Annotated in this window: 17 protein-coding genes and 3 pseudogenes; 12 read left to right on the top strand and 8 right to left on the bottom strand. The window is 70.4% G+C overall.

All coding sequences use genetic code 11. The annotated features are described in order from the left end of the window. The first annotated feature begins 325 nt into the window (after positions 1–325). The 4 genes from ACFV1W_RS28030 to ACFV1W_RS28045 are packed head-to-tail and all read left to right on the top strand — an operon-like array spanning position 326 to position 3,145. A complete protein-coding gene (locus tag ACFV1W_RS28030; protein WP_380420020.1) occupies positions 326–661 on the top strand; it encodes a type VII secretion target in 336 nt (111 codons plus the stop codon). Beyond that, the gene (locus ACFV1W_RS28035) at positions 658–2,250 is read left to right on the top strand and encodes a hypothetical protein (RefSeq protein ID WP_380420021.1); all 1,593 of its coding nucleotides are present in this window, start codon (positions 658–660) and stop codon (positions 2,248–2,250) included. Before ACFV1W_RS28030 ends, ACFV1W_RS28035 begins: the two co-directional genes overlap by 4 nt. After that, positions 2,247–2,636 carry a hypothetical protein gene (locus tag ACFV1W_RS28040; RefSeq protein WP_380420022.1) on the top strand — a complete coding sequence of 130 codons (390 nt, stop codon included), beginning with the start codon at positions 2,247–2,249 and terminating at the stop codon, positions 2,634–2,636. Before ACFV1W_RS28035 ends, ACFV1W_RS28040 begins: the two co-directional genes overlap by 4 nt. After that, positions 2,636–3,145: a hypothetical protein gene (locus ACFV1W_RS28045; RefSeq protein WP_380420023.1), complete on the top strand. Its 510-nt coding sequence runs from the start codon at positions 2,636–2,638 to the stop codon at positions 3,143–3,145. Before ACFV1W_RS28040 ends, ACFV1W_RS28045 begins: the two co-directional genes overlap by 1 nt. A gap of 999 nt (positions 3,146–4,144) precedes the next feature. Here ACFV1W_RS28045 and ACFV1W_RS28050 read toward each other — a convergent pair. After that, positions 4,145–4,375, bottom strand: a complete 231-nt coding sequence (locus ACFV1W_RS28050) for a hypothetical protein (protein ID WP_380420024.1) — start codon at positions 4,373–4,375, stop codon at positions 4,145–4,147. 507 nt (positions 4,376–4,882) lie between these two features. Here ACFV1W_RS28050 and ACFV1W_RS28055 point away from each other — a divergent pair. Further along, positions 4,883–6,988: a hypothetical protein gene (locus ACFV1W_RS28055; RefSeq protein ID WP_380420025.1), complete on the top strand. Its 2,106-nt coding sequence runs from the start codon at positions 4,883–4,885 to the stop codon at positions 6,986–6,988. Between the two features lie 204 nt (positions 6,989–7,192). Here the strand turns inward: ACFV1W_RS28055 and ACFV1W_RS28060 are convergent, their stop codons facing one another. The 3 genes and pseudogenes from ACFV1W_RS28060 to ACFV1W_RS28070 form a co-directional block, all read right to left on the bottom strand. Then, a complete protein-coding gene (locus tag ACFV1W_RS28060) occupies positions 7,193–7,456 on the bottom strand; it encodes a hypothetical protein (protein WP_380420026.1) in 264 nt (87 codons plus the stop codon). After that, a pseudogene (locus ACFV1W_RS28065) lies at positions 7,455–7,610 on the bottom strand (transposase); the annotation flags it as partial. The pseudogene ACFV1W_RS28065 and the gene ACFV1W_RS28060, both read right to left, overlap by 2 nt. Positions 7,611–7,802: 192 nt before the next feature. Further along, on the bottom strand, positions 7,803–9,041 hold the full coding sequence (locus ACFV1W_RS28070; RefSeq protein ID WP_380420027.1) for an IS701 family transposase: 1,239 nt from the start codon (positions 9,039–9,041) through the stop codon (positions 7,803–7,805). A gap of 177 nt (positions 9,042–9,218) precedes the next feature. On the opposite strand from ACFV1W_RS28070, the gene ACFV1W_RS28075 reads away from it, so the two are divergent. From ACFV1W_RS28075 to ACFV1W_RS28090, 4 genes are read left to right on the top strand one after another with little or no spacing between them, the layout of a single operon-like run. Then, on the top strand, positions 9,219–9,665 hold the full coding sequence (locus tag ACFV1W_RS28075) for a hypothetical protein (RefSeq protein WP_380420028.1): 447 nt from the start codon (positions 9,219–9,221) through the stop codon (positions 9,663–9,665). Positions 9,666–9,678: 13 nt separating this feature from the next. Further along, the gene (locus ACFV1W_RS28080) at positions 9,679–11,961 is read left to right on the top strand and encodes a hypothetical protein (RefSeq protein ID WP_380420029.1); all 2,283 of its coding nucleotides are present in this window, start codon (positions 9,679–9,681) and stop codon (positions 11,959–11,961) included. After that, positions 11,958–12,569, top strand: coding sequence for a hypothetical protein (locus ACFV1W_RS28085; protein WP_380420030.1), 612 nt, complete (start codon positions 11,958–11,960; stop codon positions 12,567–12,569). The genes ACFV1W_RS28080 and ACFV1W_RS28085 overlap by 4 nt, the downstream gene beginning before the upstream one ends. Further along, positions 12,566–13,093: a hypothetical protein gene (locus ACFV1W_RS28090; RefSeq protein ID WP_380420031.1), complete on the top strand. Its 528-nt coding sequence runs from the start codon at positions 12,566–12,568 to the stop codon at positions 13,091–13,093. Before ACFV1W_RS28085 ends, ACFV1W_RS28090 begins: the two co-directional genes overlap by 4 nt. A 73-nt stretch (positions 13,094–13,166) precedes the next feature. Here the strand turns inward: ACFV1W_RS28090 and ACFV1W_RS28095 are convergent, their stop codons facing one another. Further along, complete coding sequence (locus ACFV1W_RS28095) at positions 13,167–13,415, bottom strand: hypothetical protein (protein WP_380420032.1); 249 nt, start codon at positions 13,413–13,415, stop codon at positions 13,167–13,169. A 103-nt stretch (positions 13,416–13,518) separates the two neighbouring features. Between ACFV1W_RS28095 and ACFV1W_RS28100 the strand changes: the two genes are divergently transcribed. Continuing rightward, complete coding sequence (locus ACFV1W_RS28100) at positions 13,519–13,845, top strand: hypothetical protein (RefSeq protein WP_380420033.1); 327 nt, start codon at positions 13,519–13,521, stop codon at positions 13,843–13,845. Positions 13,846–14,280: 435 nt separating this feature from the next. Here ACFV1W_RS28100 and ACFV1W_RS28105 read toward each other — a convergent pair whose 3' ends face one another. Next, a complete protein-coding gene (locus ACFV1W_RS28105; RefSeq protein WP_380420034.1) occupies positions 14,281–14,859 on the bottom strand; it encodes a hypothetical protein in 579 nt (192 codons plus the stop codon). Further along, positions 14,856–15,050: a hypothetical protein gene (locus tag ACFV1W_RS28110; RefSeq protein WP_380420035.1), complete on the bottom strand. Its 195-nt coding sequence runs from the start codon at positions 15,048–15,050 to the stop codon at positions 14,856–14,858. The genes ACFV1W_RS28105 and ACFV1W_RS28110 overlap by 4 nt, the downstream gene beginning before the upstream one ends. 299 nt (positions 15,051–15,349) lie before the next feature. Here ACFV1W_RS28110 and ACFV1W_RS28115 point away from each other — a divergent pair, with 299 nt between their 5' ends. Beyond that, entirely contained in the window at positions 15,350–16,750 is a 1,401-nt protein-coding gene (locus tag ACFV1W_RS28115; RefSeq protein WP_380420036.1) for a PHB depolymerase family esterase, read from the top strand. 346 nt (positions 16,751–17,096) lie between these two features. On the opposite strand, the pseudogene ACFV1W_RS28120 reads toward ACFV1W_RS28115, so the two are convergent. Continuing rightward, a pseudogene (locus ACFV1W_RS28120) lies at positions 17,097–17,586 on the bottom strand (transposase); the annotation flags it as partial. 88 nt (positions 17,587–17,674) lie between these two features. On the opposite strand from ACFV1W_RS28120, the pseudogene ACFV1W_RS28125 reads away from it, so the two are divergent. Then, positions 17,675–18,347: pseudogene (locus ACFV1W_RS28125) on the top strand (IS3 family transposase); the annotation flags it as partial. Between the last annotated feature and the right edge of the window lie 3 nt (positions 18,348–18,350).

Genomic DNA, 18,350 nt, shown 5'->3' on the forward strand with positions numbered 1-18,350 from the left:
TGGTCCTCCTCCAGGCCGGCCCAGCCGGCCTGCTGCGCCGGTATCCACCGGCCGAGCCGCTGGCCCTGGTGCACGGTGCCCTCGGGCGGCCGCGTCCAGTCAGCCAGGGCGTCGGAGTCCAGCCACCACAGCAGGGCCCTGTCTGGTTGCGGTGGGTGGGATGTACGCCAGAGCCCCCGTTGACCGTCTGACCGTCAACACCGCCACCTGCTCCGCAGCCACCCCGATCCCACCCGCCCGGAACAGACCCCGCAGCCACGCCCCGCATGACGGTGTCTATGCTCGTCGACCGTGCTCAATACGTCACGTGGAGCAAGGAAGCCTCATGGGGGAGGGCGAACAGGTGGGCGACAAGCCGGGCGGGTACACCGTCCAGCCGGACGCGTTGGACGGTGTGGCGGGGGCACCCGGAAAGGTGGCGGCCGACCTCGCGTCGGCCAATCAGTCCTCCACCGCGCAGAAGCCCTACGTCTCGACCGACTCCGGGGAGTTCGGGACGGATCTGGCGGGGTCCGGGTTCGACAGCAACTGGTCGCAGGAACTGCACGTCACCCAGCGGGCCGTGGACGAGCTGGTGCAGAAGGTGTCGGCCACCAACGCCAACTACCGTGCCGCCGAGGCCGAGGCCGGCGCGTCGATGACCCCCGGCGGGGAGCGATGAGCAAGGTCGCGGACCTCCAGAAGGCCCAGAAGGCCATGACGTCCATCGGCTCGGTCTTCATCGGCGCCGCGCTGTTCGACGCGATCGGCAAGGCCCTGGCCGTGGGCGCGCCGGTGGGCAATCCGGGCACGATCCGCGAACGGGCCAAGGCATACACGGAGACTGCCAAGGCCTACGGCAAGGCGTCCACCGATCTCGCCACCGCCGCCACCAACCAGCTGCCGGCCGCCTGGACCGGCTCGGTCGCCGAGCACGCCGGTCAGGCCGTGCAGGCGCTGGCGAACGAGCTGACCGTCTCCCAGGAGGCCCTGCAACAGGCCGCCAGCGTGCTGGGCACGTGGGCGGACGACCTGGAGTGGGCCCAGAACACGGACAAGCAGGGAGTGACGTCCCTGCGGAACGCGGAGAAGTCGATCGCTGGCGACGTCTTCGACAACGACCGGGCCATCGCCGCACTTGGGCCCGCCCAGACCGGCCTGGCGACCCGGCTGGCGGCCGCCCAGCGGGCGGAGAGCAGCGGCACCCACACCGCGAGCGTGATCAGCCAGCTCGCGGCCAAGGCGCGTGCGGAGCGCGCCGGGCAGGGCCCGATCGATCCGCTCGCCGCCTTGGTCCTGGCGAACGAGAAGGGCCCTGGCGGCACGGCCGACGGCGACTACATCCTGACACCCGGCCAGCTCGACCGTGCTGGTCAGTTCCTGAACGTGATGAACGGGACCGACCAGGCCGCGTTCCGGAGCCTGCTGTCCGGCGCCAAGTCCCCGGAGGAGGCCGCCTACCTCTGGAAGGCGCTGGCCGCCGGCCACTCGATGACCGACGTCCAGCGGTTCGCCACGCTGATCCACCCCCACGGGGATGACCCCGCCTGGCTCGCCCAGCACCTGGTCCCGGCCCTCGGCAAGGACGGCGACCTGAAGGAGTCCACCACGGAGGCCGTGAGCCTCAACTACCAAGGCACCGAGTACGACAGCAACGGCAGGCCTGTCGGCAGCGGCAGCATGAACTACAACCAGGGTGGGGTCAACGACTGCGCCGCCGCCTCCACCGTGGTCGCCCACCTCAAGCTGGACCCGGTGACGATGCTCCAACTCACCACCGGCAACACACCCGACGTGCCGGGAGCCGACTCGCCGGGCAACTTCGGGCAGCGGCTCCAGGAGCTCTACATCGATCGGTACAACCAGGCCCTGGTGACCGACGGCAGCCTGCCCTACCCGCTGGGGACCAGCGGCATCTATCCGAAGGGCAGCACGTTCCTGTCCAACCAGGACCTCGGAAAGGCCACGGGCACGACGTACGAATTCGTCAGCCTCAACACCGAGGATGACCGGCGAGCGGCCGTCGCCCGGATCGAGAAGGCCGTGGACGAGGGCAAGCCGGTGCCGTTCAGCGTCTACGGCAACGGCGGCAAGGACGGCCACCAGATGGTGATCATGGCCCGTGACGGCGACCGGCTCCAGGTCTACAACCCTTGGGGCCGCTCCGAGTGGGTGACGGAGGACCAGTTCATCCACGATCGCATGAACGCCGGACACATCACCGACAGTAGCGACATGAACACGGCAAATGGCGCGGAGCTGCCGAAATGACGACCATCCTTCCGGATGCCGAACTGATGACCGGCTACGAGGTCGAGGCCGCCATCACCCGCGGGCTGCTGATCGACGGCGTCCCGCGCCGGGTGCTCTTCAGCGAGGCCGTGATCGCCGCCTCCTACCAGGCCGAGGCCCTGAGCATCGGCCCCTACCCGCTGAGCCTTCTCGCCCGCTACCTCCGGGCCGGCGGTTTCACCGCCGCGCTCGACCTACCCGAACCGGTGATCGGCCCCGATGCCGCCGAGCTGGTCCGCGGCTGGCTGCGCGCGGCAGCGGCCACCGGGGCGAACCTCCAGCGCGAGGTCCTGTTCGCCCGCTGGCTGGCCTCCGTCGCGCTGCTCATCACCATGCGCCGCCGGGTCCGGGAGGAGGGGAACTGATGCGTCGCGTCATCGCAGGCACGGCGGCCCTCCTGGCTGCCGTGCCCCTGCTCACCTCCTGCTCCTCCGAAGGGCCGTCCACCTGGGCGTCGATGGTCGACTCGGCCAACAACCGGCCGAAGACGGAGATCGCCCTTCCCACAGACGCGGAGGCCTGGAACGCCACCTCCTCGTACCCGGCCTCCACCGTGACCCTGGCCGTCGGAGAGCGGCTCGGTGTCAGCGGGACCGAAGGCGCCAAGCAGTGGGCCTGGGAGCTCAGCTCGACTGGCGACGGCACCGTGCTGCGGCCCGGTCCGGACGTCGTCACCGCCCCCTGTCCGGCGAACCCGCCCGCGGTCGGCTGCGCTTCAGGCGTCGACCACACCTTCACCGCCCTCACCGCCGGTACCACCACGCTGACCTGGGAGTTCCGCAACCACGGTAGCTGCGATCCCGAAGTGATGGGGGACCACCCGGCCTTCGGATGCGGCAGGATCTCCAAGAGCATCCAGGTCACCGTCCGGTGACCCGCCCCGGCCGGGCCGTCAGCCGACGCGTTCGGCTCCGGCCATCACCCGCCTTGCCGAGGCGAACCACCTGAAGCCCACCTACCTTCGCGCCCATCTCTGCAGCCCTGCCGGCCCGCGCGTGGTGACCCTGGCCGGGGAAGGGGACGAGGCGCTGGTGCACGGGTTCGGCGCCGAGTGGTTCGTGCCGCGCGACATGCCCGATGTGGTGGCCGCCGTAGGGGAGCCGGCGCCGACTTCGGCAAGACCATCGCGGTGGACGCGGCGGTGCTCGGCGTGCGGACGCTGGGCGCGGGCGCGGGGCGTCTATTGCGGTGGCGGGCGGCAGCGAGCCGGTGCGCCTCTTCCCCGCCATGACCCTCAACTTCCCCTCTGGTCACGACTCCACGCTACGAGGGGAATGTCACCTATGTCACCTCAGTGCCGTCTGCAGTATGAACCAGAGCGGGTAGAGCGACGGTGATGGCGGGGTGCTCGTAGGAACCGGCGGTGAGGGCGGCGCGAAGGGCGTCGAGTGCGGTGGGCTCGGGCATGGTGGGTGTTCCTTTCCTGGGGTGGTTCAGCGGTCCTGCTGTGAGGTGGGTCAGCGGACAATGATTTCTAAGGCCATCATCGTGGACGCGAACGGCAGGTTCCGCCTGCGCGAGCCCCGGCTCGGAGCGGCGTGGGCCTTCGCTACGCCGCCGCTGCCTCAGCCGGCTCGTCGTCGATGTGCTTGAGCCGGCTGCAGGCAGCGACCCGGTCCTCGCCGGACAGCTGGGCCCAGTACCCGTCGGCCCACACCACGTGGCAGGCCCGCCGCTCGGCCTCCCTGCTGGGGCACCACTGCGCGGCGCGGCGGCAAGACGGTGTGGGCCGAGCTGCTCACCGCGCGTCTGCGGTGGTGCTGAACGGGACGGTGATCGGCTGTTTGGATGGGGCGAGGCCGGACGAGCGCGCCATCGCCGTCACGGGGCCCTGGGATGAGGCTTGCGGCGCTCGGTTGAGGGGAGGCCCACCTCATCCGCCACTGGGCGCTTGCCGGTTGGCGTAGTAGTAGAGGGCGAGGTCGTCCGGGTGGTGGACGCGTTCCTCGGTGCCGCCGATCTCCTTGAGGATGAGGTGGGTCTTGTCGAGCGGGTGCTGGGTGATGAGCCAGGGGTTGTTGTCGCTCTCCTGCCAGACCCGGGCCCACACCTTGTCTCCCACGCGGACTTCGCCGCCGTCCTTCGTGCGGAATTTCGATGCCATGGACCGTACGTACCCTCATTCCACGCACCCGGACCGCCGGGCCTGCCGGCATGCATGGCTGCGGGCGTGAATTCGGCAGCGGTGGCCGGACCGATGGTTCGTCCGACCGCCCGGGCCGACTCGGCGCACTGGTGTTTCTGCCCCCTCTTGGCGGCGTCCTCGGCATCTCACGATGTGCGGGGCCGGGCTCCCGCCGGCGCTTCGTTGGAGGACCGGCCCACCGCGCCCGGGACGGAGGCGAGGCCCGTTGGACCTGTTGGATCCAACGGGCCTCGCCGTGCTCTCAAACGGGGAATGATCTTGAAGCTCTGAGCGTCGATCCCGTAGCTCTACCACGAGGGCCCGGCTCTGTCCCAGGTTCCCGTATTCCGATCCTCTCCCTACTCCGGCCCCCGAATAATCCCGCGTGTACGGGTCGGAGCGGACGTCCAAGAGCCGGCGGAGCTTGGTTCGCCAGCGAACGTGGTCGGGATCAAGCAGCCGCCAACAACCAGTTGAGGGGAAGGCGTGGACGATCGCCAGTCCGATGACGGGTCCGGGCAGCAGACGCCACCGAATGGGCCGCCGCCGACGATCCCGCCGCCGCCCGCCCGTCCGCCCGCCGCACCCGTACGGCCCTCTGCTTGGCGGAGGGCCACGGGCAAGCAGAAGACCTTGTTGTCGGTGGCCGCCGCGGGCGTCGCCCTGGCGGTCATCCTGACCGTCATCTCCTCGTCCGGCAGTCCGGACCATTCCGCCAGGGGTTCCGGTGGGCCGGTCGCAGATTCGCCGGCCGTTGCCGCGGCCCACGGCACCGCGGCCGCCACCGCCCTGGACGGGCTGCCCGGCATCCACCTGTCCGCGGCCTACGCCCCGTCCGGTGGTAAGCCCGTCACCCAGGCCGAGCTGACCGTCACTGACGACGGGAAAGCGTCAGGCACCTTCGAGGAGCCGGTGACCGGCAAGGCCACCATGGCGTGGTCCGGTGAGCAGCTCTACCTCAAGGGCGACAAGGAGTTCTGGGCACAGCAGGGTCCGCAAAACGGACATGATTTGACGAGTAGTGAGCGGTGGGTGGCTCCGGAGAAGCGTTCCGGGTACTACATGCTCGACAGTTTCGGGGTGAACGCGGGATCGCTGACCCCGAAGTCGCTGGCTGCGATCGTCAGGCAGGTGACCTCTGACCCTGCCGCGGTACAGGAGGATGCGGGCAGTCCTCAAGGCCGCCGGGCGATCTCCTACACGGTGGATGAGCAGACGGTCGTTCTTACCGCGGATGCCCCGTACACACTGGTTGCGATCGGGTTCAACCCTGCCAGTGCCCGGCCGGTCACGACAGCGGCCTGGCATGGAAAGCCTGGTGCTGATGCCCCGGCGGTGAGCGCCGGCCACCGGGTGGTGCCTGCCGACGACGGCGGCAGGTTCTTCAACCCGTACTTCGTCGCGGTACCGAAACCGGCCACGGACAAGGAGACGGATGCGACCCGGGCCGCGGCAGCCGAGGCCGCGGCGGCCGCCGTTCCGCCCTCGTCGGACGCGCGAGCCGCCAGGTTGCAGGGCCCGAACTTCGTCACCACGTTCAACAGCCCCTACCTGTGCACGTCCAACCCCTGCTCGTACGCGTTCACCGTCACGAACGAAGGGGACGCGGCAGCCGAGGCGGTTCTGCACGTCAGCTTCCCCGGCATCCCCGACCTCGCGCACCCGCTCGGCACCCTGGGCCCTGGGCAGTCCAAAAGCGTCAGCGGCACCCGCCCCAACGCCGCGGCGGGCACGGGCACGACGGTGCGGCACACCGACTACTCATGGGTGTACTCCTCCGCCACCTACGGGCCCGACCCGGAGGTGGGGCAGCGGCTGTATGCGCGGGAACTGAAGCCCGACGACGTGTTCGTGGCCACCCCCCTCAAGCCGCTCCTCGCGAACCTCCTCGACCAGATGACCAAGGACGCCCCCATCACCGATGAAGAGGTGAACAAGAAGACCATCAAGGTGCTGCGGGATGCGAACGACGAGGGGCAACTGCCGCTGCTGATGACGATCGCCGCTTCCGGCCGCCTGCAAAACCCCGGGGACCTCGCCGATAGCCTGTCCGGCCTCGACAAGATCGGCGGCGTTCGGGTCCTCCAGCAGATCGCCCACCTGGTGAAGACCGATCCCCACGCGAAGGTCTGGTACGACGGCGGTTACAAAGCCAGCAACGGCGAGACGTACAAGACCGACTACATCTACACCAGCAACCGCGACGGCCAGGAACTCCGCCGCGCCGTCCAGGTCAAGACCATCGAAGCCTGGGGGAAGCTGTGGCCGCGGATGGGGGACGGCGCGGAACAGCTCAACGGCGAACACACCAAGGGCAGCGGGAAGCGGAAGCCGGAGAACGCGCCGCCCGGCTTCGAGCGGGTCCTGCAGATCAACCTCGAACCGTCCGTCGGCACCGTCGGCTACAACGCCGACGGGGTCTACCTCACCAATTTCCTAAAAAGCCCCCGGTACGCCCAGGCACGACAGAACCTGTGCAAGCCGACCGGCGAGAACCGTGTCGACCGGCTCGTCATCGTCAACGCCACCGGTACCCACGAGTGGACCGACCTGACCGAGATCGGCGTGAACTGCCGGACGGCCACGGGGTGACCTGCTGAGTGCGTGGCCCTCCTGGCCGGACCGCGCCCTCCCCGTACAGCACAGGGGCCCTGCCGCGACCCGTTGCGGCAGGGCCCCTGGGCTGTACGGGGTCAGGAGACCGCCGACGGGGGGCAGTCACGGCCCACGGGTACCGGTCGGCCCGCCGCCCCGGTGGCTCCTGGACAACGGGTCGTACGATCGGAAGGACTTGGCCTATCGACTCGGGCATGGGTCTCGGTAGGTGACCTCGGGTGCGTACCTCTGCCATTGCGAGGGAGTGAGGGAGCCCATGCTGTAGGAGCAGAGGCGGGGGGCGAGGTGGGCCTGGTCGGTGTCGAGCAGGGCGACGGTCCGGTTGGAGGCGACGAGGAGAGTCGGTCCAGTCGCCACGAACGCGACGGCTCGGATCGAGGTGCTGCTCGGGTTGGCGATGGGGGCGACGAGGACGGGGCTGTCGGGGTTGCAGACGTCCCACACGCCAGTGCACCCCGGTCCGCACCCGGTGCAAAATCCCGTCGATCACCTGGCGGTGGTCGCGCCACCGCCCGCACCGACCATTGCTGACGGGCAGGAACGGCTGCAACGGTTCCCACTCCGCGTCCGACAGATCACCGCGTTCACCCCGCCCCAGACACGGGACAACGATCCGACCAGGCGACAGTCACATGATCGGCCGGACAGCTGCTAGTAGTACTTCGTTAGGTCTGAAGGGGTCTGGTGTGTCCTGGTCGGCGTGTGGTGGGTAACTCGCGGTGGCAGGTGGGGCATTCGCCGGTCCAGGCCCGTATCAGGTCCTGGATGGCGTCGAGGACTCGGTAGAAGGTCAGGCCGGCGTCTCGACTTTGGGGTCGAGGCGCCGGAGGGTGAGGAAGGCGTGGGCGGCGGTGACCAGGGTGACGTGGTGGTGCCAGCCGCGCCAGGTGCGGCCCTCGAAGTGGTCCAGGCCCAGGCCATGCTTCATCTCGCGGTAGTCGTGTTCGATGCGCCAGCGGATCTTGGCCAGGCGCACGAGGCGGCGGATCGCGGTGTCGGGCGGCAGGCTGGTGAGCCAGTACTCGGTGGGCGCGCTCGCGCCCGCAGGCCATTCGACGAGCAGGGTTTCGGCCGGCAGGACGCCGTCCCAGGAGGCGCTTTCGCCTGCGTCGGCGGCGGCGAGCGCCCGGGGGATCTTCCCCGCGGGCCGCACCTGCAGGACACGGAACCTTGAGCGCATCGCCCCGCGGCTGCCCTGGCGCCAGGTGACGTGCCGAAACGCCCGCCGCCCGCCCTCGGCGGCGAGTTCGTGCAGGGCGACGAAGTCCGTGCGGTAGCGGGACAGCGTCCTGCGGCCGGCACCGCCGTAGGCGGGCGCCTCGGGCTGCGCGTTGTGGCGGTGCGCGGTCTCGTCCCCGCGCACCGCCACGATGTAGTCCAGATCCCGGGAGCGCAGGGCGTGACGGAAGGCCGCGGACTGGCCGTAGCCCGCGTCGGCGACCACGACCTGCGGGGCGAGCCCCCAGGAGATCAATTCTTCGAGAGTCTCGATGGCCAGCCGCCACTTCTCGATGTGCCCGATCTCCGGCGGCAGGCCGGTGCGTCGCCGGCGGTCATCGTCGCGGTCGTCCCAGTCCGGCGGCACGAACAGCCGCCAGGACAACGGGCTGGAGGCCTGGTCGGTGACGGCGTGGACGCTCACCCCGACTTGGCAGAGCGAGCGCTTGCCCAGCGCGCCGCAGTACTGCCGCGAGGTGGCCACGGACTGGTCCCCGGCCTTCGGGAACGAGGTGTCGTCGATCACCCACGCCTCCGGCGCGAGGGCGGAGGTCATCTTCCCGGCGATCTGTCGCAGCACCGGCGTGTGGTCCCATGGCGACTGGCTGACGAACTGCTGCAGGGCCTGCATGTTCCCGTCCGGCAGTCGCTCGGCCATCGGCTGGATCGACTTGCGCCGCCCGTCCAGCATCAGCCCGCGCAGATAGCAATCCCCCTGCCGGCGCTGATCCTTGCGCGCCAGCGATGCGAACACCTCGGCCACGAAGTCGCCGAGGTGTTCACGGAGCTCCTCCACCTCGCCAAGATCCACAGGCCGCAGCATGCACCACCGCAGCCGCCAAGATCAAATCAACCTAACGAAGTACTACCAGGGTTCGGCAGAGGTGTAGCCCAGCTGTACCCTTGTCGAACTCTTGACTTACTTGACTAAATCTTTGCCGACGGGGGTGCCGGAGCAGCGTGCCGGCACGGAGGGGGAGCGAGCGACATGTCTGATCGAGCGACCGCGTTCGACCGGATGATGAATCCTTGGGCCTACGACGCGGACGGGAACCTGACCGCCCAGGCCCGCGCCCAGGAGGCGGCCCGCACCCGGATCAACTCGACCTCGGCGTCGGGCGGCGGAGGCGGGGGCGGGGGCGGGGGCGGCTTCAACGCCGACCCCAACGCGCTCACCACCGCGGGAAACAACTCCGACCAGATCCACGCCCGCCTCAACACCGACGGCCGCGGCGCCGACGAGGCCACCGCCAAGGTCTCCACCGCGCTCGCCAACTGGAGCACCGGCAAGGCCGCCGCGGGCGCCGCCGGCACCTGGGACCAGTGCGTCGCCGCGCTCGGCGGCACCATCGGGCAGACCACCCAGGCGCTGCGCGCCACCGCCACCAACTACCGCCAGAACGAGTCGGCCGTCCAGCACGACCTCGGCGCCTGAGAGGAGAGCTGCGATGGTCGACTTCCACGAGCTCAGCACTGCCGACTTCGGTGTCCTGGACGCCGCCGCCACCGCCTGGACCACCGTGGCCCAGAAGCTCCAGGCGATGGACGGCGACTGGGACACCACGGTGATCGCCCAGGTCAACTCCGCCTGCTGGACCGGCCCCGCCGCCGACCAGGCCCGCCCCGGCCTGCAGCGCACCAACGAGCAGCTGACCGCCGCCGTCACCGAGGCCAACGCCCTCGCCTCCACCTTCAAGGAGGCGTCCACCGAGTTCAAGGCGGCCAGGACCAAGCTGGAGAAGGCGGTCGCGGACGCCCGCACGGCCGGACTGACCGTCACCGACAACGGCACCGTGAGCTGGCCCCCGGCCGACAACGCCACCCGGCACGACTACGAGGCCATGCGGGACTACCAGAAGGAGTGGGGCGACAAGGCCGAGGCCGCCCGCAAGGCGATCGACGCCGCCGTCGCGGAGGCCGCCGCCGCCGACGAGCGGATCGCCTGGGCACTGCGCTCCGACAGCATGACGGACGGGCAGAAGTCCTTCAACAACAAGGCCATCGGCAGCGGCCCCGAGGCGGACGGCAGGCGCGCCGCCCAGCTCGCGGCCAAGGGCGGGGACATCACCGAGCCCGAACTCACCGAGTTGAACTCGCTGTTGGCCTCGCACGGCAACGACCCGAAGTTCTCCACCAAGTTCTACCAGGACCTCGGCCCGGACGGCCTGATCAAGTCCTGGAACGGCATGGTCGGCGACCCGGCGCACCCCCGCGACGACAAGTCCCCGCGCTGGAAGGCCTACCAGGACCTCCAGAAGAACCTCGGGCTCACCCTCGCCACCGCCACCCGCACCACCAACGAGCCGCACCTGTCGGACGAGTGGTCCGCCGCGCTGCGCAACGCCGGCTCCCAGCCGGTCTGGGACAAGCCGTACCGGGCCTCCGGTCTGGACTACGTGCCGTACGGCTACCAGGTACTCTCCGGCATCCTGATGAACGGGAACTACGACGCCCACTTCATCAACCCGATCGCCGAGCACGTCACCCAGCTCGACACCCAGGACAAGTACTGGCCGGCCCCGCCGCCCGGCTCCAAGATCCAGGGCTTCAACCTGACCGGCGGCGACGAGGCGGGCTCAGGCTTCCGGCCCACCACGGCCGTGCTGGAGGCACTCGCGCACAGCCCGGAGGCCTCCACCAAGTTCTTCACCGAGAAGCCGACCGCGTACAACGAGGACGGCACGGTCAACCAGGGCGGCAAGCCCAAGCCGGCCGACTACTTCGACTACTACGTACACGACAAGGACTGGATCCCGGACACCACCTCGCGGGACTCCAAGGTCTGGGACGCGAGCAAGCAGGCCGGGCCCGCCGCGCTCGGCCGCGCCCTGGAGGCGGCCACCACCGGCCACCCGTACGACGAGCCGGGCCCCGTCCCGCCGACCAGGCACACCACCGAGCAGGCCGACCTGATGCAGAAGGTCGTGGACACCTTCGGCCGGCACGGCGGCGACGGCGCGCTGGACGACATCAAGGGCGACGGCAAGCTCGCCGCGATGCGCGGCAGCCTCGGGCACATGACCGCCGAGTACATCGGGGACGTGCAGAACTCGCTCTCCCACGGGCACGACCTGCCGGTCAACGGTTCCCCGGCCACGCTCAACGCCTCGTCCGTGGCGGGCCTGCTCGACGCCCTCGGGCGCGACCCGGACGCCTACGGCGCGGTGGCCAACGCCAACCAGGCGTACACCACCGCGCTCATCCGCGGCCACCTGGACAGCGGGCAGTCCGACTTCGCCCGGCTGGAGTCGGACACCAAGCACAACGCGGAGTCCGGCGGAGTCGTCAGCGGCTACCTCAACCAGGCCCGGGTGGACGAGGTGCAGAACCAGCACGCCGTCTCCGACAAGGAGTTCAACGACGCGCTGGAGAAGAACGTCGGCTACGGCAAGGACGCCTTCAACGCCGTCATCGGCACCGTGACCGAGAAGGTCCCGCTCGGCGGCGAGCTCGCCGGCGCGCTGCTCGACGAGATCGCCGACAGCGTGATCGAGGCCAACAAGCACGACACCACCGAGGACGGCCGCCAGGAGAGCCGCGACCACACCGCCGAGGCCGAGGGCCGGGTGGCCCGGGGGGCCGACCAGGCGGTCCGGGACGCTGGCGGCGGCACCGGGATCTCCCGCCAGGACCTCGACCGGCTCGCCAACAGCGCCCGGGACAGCGCGCTCCAGGGCATGTCGCGCGGAACGGCGAACAACGTCAGCACCAACGCGAAGGGCGACGCGTGAGCGGGCTCCCGGCCCGTTGGGCCCGGACCCTCGCGGACCGGTGGGCCGGGCGCCTGCAGGATCCGCTGCTTCTGCCCGGCGTGCTGGTCGTGGCGGTGGCGGCCGCCGGGTTCGTCGGCTACCGAGACTGGCAGGACCACCGCCCGGCCGAGGCCGTCGGCCGGTCCACCCGCCTCTGCCACCTGCCCACCGGCCCCGACACCCCGCTCGGGCGGCTGCTGCCGGACGGCGACCAGGACTCCGAGGACCGGACGAAGTCCGTCGTCGGCGACGACCCGCGGACCTGCGTCATCCGGATCGACGGGCGCACCGTGCTCACCCTCACGTCCATCGGACGCCGGGGTGAGCTCGCCCTGGCCTCCGAGGCCGCCAAGCGGCCGGACGCGCGCACCTTCGACGCCGGCGGCCTCGGCGCCTCGTGGCCGGGCGGCGCCGCCGCGGCCGCGGGCTGCCTGACCGGGAAGTACGAGCGGTACGACTACTTCGAGCTGGAGATCGTCGCCGGGGAGGCCGTCCGCACCTCCGGCGGCCCCGGCGGCGTCCAGGCCGACCTCGAACAGCTCGCCCGGGCCGCGCTGACGGAGACGAGGAAGGAGCAGTGCTCATGAGGCACCCCCGGGCCCTGATCGCGGGCGGGGCCGCGCTGCTGCTCGGCGGCGGCCTGCTCGGCTGGCACGTGTACCTCGACCAGACGTCCTACCGCCCGCCGGCCGTCACCCTGTCGCACGGCGAGTGCCGGGGCCTGCTCGACGACCCGGGCGTCGCCGAGGTGCTGGGCGGCGCTCCCCGGGTCTCCGTGCGGACGGACTACCGTCCGGCGGACGAGACCAACCCGGCCTCCGTACGGTGCTCCGTCAACGGCGAGGACGGACGGCTGCTGACCGCCGAAGCGGCGTTCGGCGCCGTGCTGCCCGGCGGCAACAGTGCCGGGGCGATCGGCTTCACATGCACGCTGGACGGCAAGCCCACGGGCTACCGGGCTGTCGTCACCCTCACCGGCAAGGACGGAAAGGTCCTCGCGGACGGACCGGGCCGGGCGCGGATGAACGAGCTCGCCCGCGGCTTCGCCGAGCGCGCCGCCGGGAAGCAGCTGGGCTGCGCGGGCGGCGCCGAATCGGTCACCACAAGGTGAGCCGACCGGCGCCGCTCCCGGCGGTCGCCGACTGCGGGCGCGCCGGACCTCAGCCAATCCGCAAACCTGCAACTCACAGCCCCAGCGAAGTCGCATGCTTTTGAGACCGCACACCTGCGACGCCACCGGAGAGACTGCTCGCCGCCGCCCTGGTCGCCACCGCCGCGCTCGGTCTCGCGGCCTGCGGCCCGGACAACTCGTCGGACCAGGGCGCGGGCAGCGGGTCGAACACCCCGACCGGCGCGGCTCCGACCGCCGCCGTCCCCGGCAGCAGCCGGCCGGTCGCCCCGGGCGGCACCGCGAAGCGCGCGCCGTCGGGCACCCCGGGCGCCTCCGGCGAGCCCGAGGGCTTCTGTACCCACGAGCCGCCGCCCGCCGGCCAGAAGTAGATCTACCCGGGGAAGGGCACCACCGCCACGACCCTGGTGTACGAGGACACCAAGGACGTCTGCGGCGTCAACGACGTCGGCTTCGAGCCGGTGGGCGCCGACAAGACCGCCGCGTTCGCGCCGACCGCCAAGGGCCACCTGAGCTCGGTGCTGGTCGCGCCGAAGGACGTCAACCTGGCCGACCTGGTGAAGCACATCAACGAGTGCCTCGCCACCCCGTACAACGAAAGGGCTCGTACCCTGCTCGGCCGGCGACTACAAGGTGGCGGTCGACGCCTCCGGGAAGGTCACCGAGCTGTGGGAGCGCGCGCACAGCTGACGGGCCCACGGCAGTGCGTCGGGCGATCACGGGATGGCTGCTGAGTGGTGGCGCGTTGGTGCGGTTCATCAAAGTGTGTTCGTGGTTTGCAGGTTTGTTGAGACGTTTGGTGAATCGATTGAGACTGCCTGGATGAGCGGTCAGGGACGGGCCCGTGCATGGTGTGGGCCCTGGTGCGGTGTGAGGTGCTGATCGGGCTGCTGGGTCGTGGTTGCTCGTGGTGCTCGGTGTCGGCCCGGGTTGTGCCGGCATCGGCCGTCAGGACGTGGACCGGTACAACGTGGCGCGGGTGAGGGCTGCGGCTGACCGCGTGTGTCTGCGTCGCGGTAGTGGTCTGGAGGAGGTGGCCCACCCGCGGCGTGGACCGCGCGCGCTGGGCCGTGTTCCGGAGCGCCTCGGGCGCGGTGGCCGGGGTGTCGCAGGGGGCCCGAACGCCTGCCCGGGGCCGGTAGAGCGGGTCTGGGCGGTGAACGCGGGGCTCAGTCGCCTTCGGCTGTGCCTGGATCGTCGGTGGGGTGGGGGATGTCGAGGTAGGCGGCGGCCTCTTTGAGGAGATTGCTGGTGATGGCCTCGTCGCCTTCGAGGATGGCGAGTTTCGCGGCTGTCCCGGTGAGTGGGACGAGGTGTTCCATGAGGCCGTCGGTGGCGATGTGGAGGAACTCCTCGTGGTCGAGGAGGCGTTTGGGCGGTTGCCGGTGCAGGCGGAGCAGTTCGTTGAGGGACGCCAGGACCTTGACCCACTCGTCGGGGTGCTCCTTCGATCGTCCTGGGATGCGGTTGACCCACAGGGTGGGTACCGCGCGGGGGCGGATCTCGGCGGTCTTCTCGGTGACCCGGCGCAGCGGGCTGGAGCGGGTGCGGGCCTCGCGCAGGATGCCGCTGGAGCCCAGGCCGTTCCAGAACACGGTCAGGCCGCCCAGTTCGTCGCCCAGGTGGTCGAAGTAGTCGAAGGTGGTCTGGAGGTCCGCGGGGCCGATGCGGTCGATGCCGTCGACGAGGCAGAGTTTGGTGCGGGCGCGTCGCAGGACGTGGACGACGGGGCCGGTGAGGTCCTTCATCCGTGGCTGGGGCTGGGGCTGGGGCTGGGGCTGGGGGCTGGGGGCTGGTGATCGGTGCCTGGCCGGTACACGTCCCAGCCCAGGAACGTGGCGAGGGCGGCGGACCACTCGGCGTAACTGCCCGGGGCCAGCGGGGCGTTGATGCAGGCCACGGGGATGCGGTGCTCGTCGATGCCGTGCAGCTTTTCCACGCGGCCCTGGTGGGCGAGGCCGATGTGGTGGGCCAGGAAGCGTGATCGCCTCGCACGCCGCCCTGGCCCGCAGCGGCACTCTCGGATGTGCGGCCGGTGCCGCGCCGGGCAACCGGCTGACCGGTCGTCTGCTGCGTTTCGCCCGGCCGCCGCCCCGCCCGAGGACGTGATCGTCAGCCGGCGCGCGGTGCCCAAAAAGATCTTCGCGGTCCGGTGCAACCTTTCCGGGGGCGGTGACAACTGGGTGGTGTCCGGACAGGCGGTCTGGTCAGAGGCAACGGCTGAAAGAGAGCATCGACATGTTCCCTCGCCCATCTATCAACAGCCCGCGGAGGAAGAGGGATTCCACGCTGCGCTCCTGGTATCCGAAGCGCCGTCTGCTCGGCGTCGCCGCCGCGCTCGGCCTCGCGGTCGGCCTGGGCCTGCCGGCCGCCCCCCAAGCCGCCGTCGCCTCGTTGACCCAGATCACGAACTTCGGCGCCAACCCGACCGGCCTGCAGATGAACCTGTACGTGCCGAACAACGTCAAGTCCAACCCGCCGATCCTGCTCGCCCTGCACGGATGTCAGGGCAACGGCCCCTACCTGTACTCGAGCACCGACTTCGCCGGGCTGGCCGATCAGTACGGCTTCCTGATCATCTACCCCTCGACCAACCCGAGCGGAAGCTGCTGGGACGTCTCCTCCGACCAGGCGCTGACCCGCAACGGCGGAAGCGACCCGGTCGGGCTGATGTCGATGATCACCTACACCGAGCAGCACTACGGCGGGAACCCGAACGCCGTGTACGTCACCGGGGAGTCCTCCGGCGGGATGATGACCAACGTGATGCTCGGCGACTACCCCGACGTGTTCAAGGCGGGCGCGGCGTTCATGGGCGTGCCCTACCACTGCTTCTACACCGGCTCGGTGCGCGGCTGGAACGGGCCCTGCGCCGGCGGGCAGGTGTCGGTGACCCCGCAGCAGTGGGGCGGCCTGGTGCGGGCGGCGGACTCCGGTTACAGCGGTCCGCGGCCGCGCGTGCAGCTCTGGCACGGGACCAACGACACCATCCTGAACTACCGCAACCTCGATGAAGAGATCAAGGAGTGGACCGACGTCCTCAGGGTGAGCCAGAACCCGTCGTCCACCGACACCCCGGCGGCCAACTGGACCCGCACCCGGTACAACGACGGCGCGGGCACCACCCAGGTCGAGGCGTACAGCATCTCCGGCGCCGGGCACGAACTGCCCGTCAAGGGCACGGCGATGGCCGCCAACGCCATCCACTTCATGGGCCTGGACGGCACCACCTCCAGCGGCGGCAACACCGGCGCGCTGCACGCGGTGGATGCGGGCAAGTGCCTGGACGACCCGAACTCGACCACCACGCTGGGCACCCAGCAGCAGATCTACAGCTGCACCGGCGGGGCCAACCAGACCTGGACGCACACCTCGTCGAACGAGCTGACGGTCACGGTCGGCGGCAGCGTGCTGTGCCTGGACGCCAACGATCGGGGCACCACCAACGGCACCAAGGCGATCGTCTGGTCCTGCAACGGCCAGTCCAACCAGCAGTGGAACATCAACTCCAACGGCACGATCACGGGCGTCCAGTCCGGCCTGTGCCTGGATGTGACCGGAGCTTCCACCGCCAACAGCGCCTTGGTCGAACTGTGGTCGTGCAACGGCGGCGGCAACCAGCGGTGGACTCTCGGATAGTCGGCCTCCGGGGTGCGACGGCCGGCGAGAAACTATCACTCCGCGGTGGCGGGTGCAGGAGGCGTGGGACGTCGATCGCAGCGCGCGGCGACCCCGGCGAAGCGGGCGCAGCCGCACTCCGGTCGAACCGGCCTCCTCGGTCCTGAGCCGGCGCGCCGCCGGGCGGCCCGATTCGGGAACCACCTGGCCACCGTGCGCCCAGCAGGCCGACGTCTGCCCTCAATGTCGTAGTTGCCCTGGCGGCCGCTGACGGAGGTGCCGGGCCTTCCAGGCGGTGATCACGGGCTCGATCAGGGCCCAGCGCTCGTCGGACAAGGCGCTCTTGTAAGACCGACCGGCAAATGGATCACTTGAGGCGGCGTGTGGTGGGGCGGCCGTCCCACCGGTAGCGGGTGGTGGAGGGGCGGATCAGTATGCGGAGCGTGAGAGTGCGGCGGCCAGGTGGAGGTAGAACTCCACGACCGGGCCGTTCCTCTCGGTACAGCGTCGCAGCTTGCCGTAGCCGTTCATCCACGAGTGCGTTCGTTCCACGGTCCACCGCTTGCCAGCCTGGATCTGGGTGGGTACGCCCCTGCGGGCGATCTCGCCGGTGAAGCCCAACTCCCGAAGCAGAGTGCGGGACTTGGTGTTGTCGTAGCCCCGGTCGAGGTTGACATTTACGTCCTGAGGCAGGGGCCCGACCTGCTCGATGGCGGCTTCGAGGGTCGGCCCGAGGAGAGGCGAGGCGTGGTGGTTGGCCCGGCGGCGACCAGGCCGAGTGTGACGCCGCGGGCCTCGGTGGCGATCGAGCGTTTCAGGCCCTGCTTCCCGCGGTCGACCGGGGACCGGCCCGCGCGGGGGTGGCCGCTCGCGACGGCGGGGCGAACCTCTGGGTCGGCACAGCCGCTCCTACTCCGGCGGCGACTTTGCGCCGCCCCGGGAACAGACTCCGGTCGCACCTACGGGGCTCGCCGGGTCACGCGCGCCCTGGTCCGGGCCGGGCACGATGTCGCCCGTTGCACGGTCGAGCGGCTGATGCGGGAGCTCGGCATCGAGGGCGTCATCCGCGGGCAGCGGCGCCGCACGACCGTCCCCGAGCCGGCCGCTCCACGACCACCGGACCTGGTCGACCGGCGCTTCACCACCGACCGGCCGAACCGGTTGTGGCTGGCCGACCTGACCTACGTCCGCACCTGGTCGGGCTGGGTCTACGTCGCGTTCGTCCTGGACGCGTACTCACGCCGGATCGTGGGCTGGCAGGCCGCCACCCACATGCGCACGGACCTGCCGCTGGACGCGCTGGAGATGGCCTTGTGGCGGCAGAAGATCAAGAAGGACGCCGATCCATCACAGCGACCGCGGGTCGCAATACGTATCCGTTCGCTACACAGAGCGATTGGCCGAGGTCGGCGCCTCCGCGTCCGTCGGATCCGTCGCGGACAGTTACGACAACGCGATGGCCGAGGCACTGAATGGCACGTTCAAAGCCGAACTGATCGAGCATCAGGGCCCGTGGCGGGACTTCGACGAGGTCGAGCGAGCCGTATTCCAGTGGGTCACGTGGTACGACGGTGAACGACTCCACTCCGCCCTGGACTACACGCCGCCCGACGAATAAGAG

This window comes from Kitasatospora sp. NPDC059648 (genome assembly GCF_042734825.1).
Taxonomy (GTDB): domain Bacteria; phylum Actinomycetota; class Actinomycetes; order Streptomycetales; family Streptomycetaceae; genus Kitasatospora.

Bases quoted from the DNA above. Each gene is read 5' to 3' on its own strand.
- ACFV1W_RS28115 (WP_380420036.1), top strand. From the start codon at position 15,350: ATGTTCCCTCGCCCATCTATCAACAGCCCGCGGAGGAAGAGGGATTCC.
- ACFV1W_RS28030 (WP_380420020.1), top strand. From the start codon at position 326: ATGGGGGAGGGCGAACAGGTGGGCGACAAGCCGGGCGGGTACACCGTC.
- ACFV1W_RS28050 (WP_380420024.1), bottom strand. From the start codon at position 4,375: ATGGCATCGAAATTCCGCACGAAGGACGGCGGCGAAGTCCGCGTGGGA.
- ACFV1W_RS28045 (WP_380420023.1), top strand. From the start codon at position 2,636: ATGCGTCGCGTCATCGCAGGCACGGCGGCCCTCCTGGCTGCCGTGCCC.
- ACFV1W_RS28090 (WP_380420031.1), top strand. From the start codon at position 12,566: ATGAGGCACCCCCGGGCCCTGATCGCGGGCGGGGCCGCGCTGCTGCTC.
- ACFV1W_RS28035 (WP_380420021.1), top strand. From the start codon at position 658: ATGAGCAAGGTCGCGGACCTCCAGAAGGCCCAGAAGGCCATGACGTCC.
- ACFV1W_RS28075 (WP_380420028.1), top strand. From the start codon at position 9,219: ATGTCTGATCGAGCGACCGCGTTCGACCGGATGATGAATCCTTGGGCC.
- ACFV1W_RS28105 (WP_380420034.1), bottom strand. From the start codon at position 14,859: ATGAAGGACCTCACCGGCCCCGTCGTCCACGTCCTGCGACGCGCCCGC.
- ACFV1W_RS28040 (WP_380420022.1), top strand. From the start codon at position 2,247: ATGACGACCATCCTTCCGGATGCCGAACTGATGACCGGCTACGAGGTC.
- ACFV1W_RS28080 (WP_380420029.1), top strand. From the start codon at position 9,679: ATGGTCGACTTCCACGAGCTCAGCACTGCCGACTTCGGTGTCCTGGAC.